Source organism: Allobosea sp., assembly GCF_036675845.1.
Taxonomy (GTDB): domain Bacteria; phylum Pseudomonadota; class Alphaproteobacteria; order Rhizobiales; family Beijerinckiaceae; genus Allobosea.
On the sequence record NZ_JAKFED010000038.1, the window covers coordinates 1 to 2969 of the forward strand.

Here is a 2969-nt window from a genome sequence, read left to right on the forward strand (position 1 = left end):
TCGGCGATGTCGTCGATATAGAGCGCCTCGCCGGAAACGTGCTTCTCGGCGGAGTCATGCTTCAGCGCCGCGCCGACCAGCGCCGCCTCCGCGACCATGTCGAGGCGTTTGCGCGCGTCAGCCATGGTCGGCCTCCGCCAAGAGCCCGGCGACGCGCACGGAAACGGCCGGCTCACGCGTTTCAAGCAGGAAGCGGCGCAGCAGGTTGCCAGCGACCTTGAGCCGATAGTAGGCCGAGGCGCGCATGTCGCTGAGCGGGGTGAAATCCTCGGCCAGCGCCGCGCTCGCGGCCGCGACCGCCTCCTCGTCCCAAGGCTGGCCGAGCAGGGCGGCCTCCGCCGCCTTGGCCCGCTTCGGAATGCCGGCCATGCCGCCAAAGGCAAGCCGGGCCTCGGCAATGCGGCCGTTAGCGTCGCGACGCAGGAAGAAGGCGCCGCACAACGCCGAAATGTCCTCGTCGAAGCGCTTCGAGATCTTCGAGACGTGGAAGAGCGCATCGGCCGGCAGCTTCGGCACCAGCACCGCCTCGACGAACTCAGCCTCGCGCCGGTCCTGCTTGCGGTAGTCGAGGAAGAAGCTCTCGAGCGGGATGGTCCGGCGCTCGATGCCGTCTCCTCCCTCCGTCATCGCGAGCGAAGCGAAGCGATCCAGGGGGGCTCGCTCTACGTCCCCCTGGGTCGCGTCGTCGCTGCGCTCCTCAAGATGACGGGGAGCCAGGCGCGCCACCACCAGCGTCGCTCCCAGAGCGATCAGCGCCGGCGGCAGGTCGCCGATCGGCGAGCCATTGGCGATGTTGCCGCCGATCGTGCCGGCGTTGCGGATTTGCTCGCCGCCGAAACGGCGCATCATCTCGTCGAGCTGGGGCGAGAGCCGGGCGAGCGCCTTGCGGACCTCGATCAGGTTCGCCATCGCGCCGAAGCGGAGATGGTCGCCCGCATCGCGGATCTCGTGCAGGGCCTCGACGCGGCCGAGATAGATCACGGGATCGAGCCGGCGCATCGCCTTGGTCACCCAGAGGCCGACATCGGTCGCCCCCGCCAGTAGCGTCGCCTGCGGGTGGGTCGCGGCGAGCTCGGCGAGGGCTTCGGTGGTGGCCGGCGCATAATAGCGCCGCTCGCCATCGCCGACCGCCACGGTTTCCATGTCGGCGAGCGCGGCGAGGCGGGCTGCGGTCTCGGCCTGCGCAACTATGAACCGATCCTGCGACCGCGCGGCGCCGGCCATGCGCAGCGCTGCGGCGACGATCGGCTCATAGCCGGTGCAGCGGCAGAGATTGCCGGCGAGCGCTTCCTCGATGCGCGTGACCGAAGGCGCATCTTCGTTCAGCCAAAGCGCGAACAGCGACATCACGATGCCGGGCGTGCAGAAGCCGCATTGCGAGCCATGGCAGTCCGCCATCGCCTGCTGCACCGGATGGAGCGTGCCATTGGCCTGCCTGAGATGCTCGACGGTCAGGAGCTGGCAGCCGTCCAGCGTCGGCAGGAAGCGGATGCAGGCATTGATCGCCTCATAGCGCAGCCGGCCGTGGTCGAGCCGGCCGATGACGATGGTGCAGGCGCCGCAATCGCCCTCGGCGCAACCCTCCTTGGTGCCGATGCGGCGTCGGTCGAGCCTCAGCCAGTCCAGCACCGTCCGGGTCGGATCGCAGGCGGCGATCTCGACCAGCTCATCGCCGAGCAGGAAGCGGACGGTCTCACGCATGGCGGCTCCGCCGGAGGCAAATCGCGGTCATGCCACGAGATTAGGCACGTTCGTCGCTTGGCCGGAAGCTTTGATTTGGTGCAGATAAGAGCTGATTTCGAGCCGGAGCAGGCAGCCTTGAGCAAAGACGATGCGGTTCGCGCCCTGCGGGGCCGGCTTCTCTGGTTCGTCGGCGATCCGCATGGCGCAGGCGAGGCCGCGCATCGCTATGTCGAGGACGGGCTGCTCGTCATCGCAGGCGGCCTGATCCGCGCCGCAGGAGAGGCGCGAACCCTGCTGCCGACGCTGCCGGCCGATGCCGAGATCGTTGATCATCGCCCGCATCTGATCATGCCGGGCTTCATCGACGCCCATATCCACATGCCGCAGACGCAGGTGGTCGCCAGCTACGGCGCGCAGTTGATGGAGTGGCTCAACAAATACACCTTCGTCGAGGAGCAGAAGCTTTCCCAGCAGGGCCATGCCGAGAAGCTGTCACGCTTCCTGCTCGACGAGTTGCTGGCGAGCGGCACGACCACCGCAGCGGTCTACTGCTCGGTGCACAGGCAGTCGGCGGAGGCCTTCTTCGCCGAGTCGCAGCGCCGCAATACGCGGATGATCGCCGGCAAGGTGATGATGGACCGCAACGCCCCGGCGGCGCTGACCGATACGCCCGAAAGCGGCTATGCCGACAGCAAGGCGCTGATCGAACGCTGGCACGGCAAGGGCCGGCAGCTCTACGCGATCACGCCGCGCTTCGCCGTGACCTCGACGCCGGAGCAACTGGCGGCGGCCGGCCGGCTCGCCGCCGAGCATCCGGACTGCTTCGTCCAGACCCATATCGACGAGAACCGGGCCGAGATCGCGCTTGCTCGCGAGCTCTACCCGCAAGCCGCCGACTATGCCGGCATCTACGAGGATTTCGGGCTGCTCGGGAAGAAGACCCTGCTCGGCCACTGCATCCACATGACCAAGCGCGAATGGCGCGCCTTCGCCGAGCACGCCGCCGTCGCCGTCTTCTGCCCGACCTCGAACCTCTTCCTCGGGTCCGGCCTGTTCGACTGGGAGCGCGCCAGGCGGGAGGGCGTCAAGGTGGCCGTCGCCACCGACATCGGCGGGGGCACCTCCTATTCGATGCTGCGGACCATGGCCGAGGCCTACAAGGTGCTGCAATTGCAGGGGCAGTCGCTCTCGGCCTTCGAGGCGCTGCACGCGATCACGCGCGGCAATGCGCTCGCGCTCGGGCTGGATCACCTGATCGGCTCGTTCGAGCCGGGCCGCGAGGCGGA

General features: G+C 68.4%; 2 protein-coding genes. One reads left to right on the top strand and one right to left on the bottom strand.

What is annotated here, in order from left to right:
- Nucleotides 1-117: 117 nt before the first annotated feature.
- On the bottom strand, nucleotides 118-1701 hold the full coding sequence (locus tag V6M56_RS03570) for a xanthine dehydrogenase small subunit (protein WP_332681311.1): 1584 nt from the start codon (nucleotides 1699-1701) through the stop codon (nucleotides 118-120).
- A 117-nt stretch (nucleotides 1702-1818) separates the two neighbouring features.
- On the opposite strand from V6M56_RS03570, the gene guaD reads away from it, so the two are divergent.
- Nucleotides 1819-2969: guanine deaminase (guaD, locus tag V6M56_RS03575; RefSeq protein WP_332681313.1), on the top strand; the 1151-nt coding region annotated here is incomplete at its 3' end.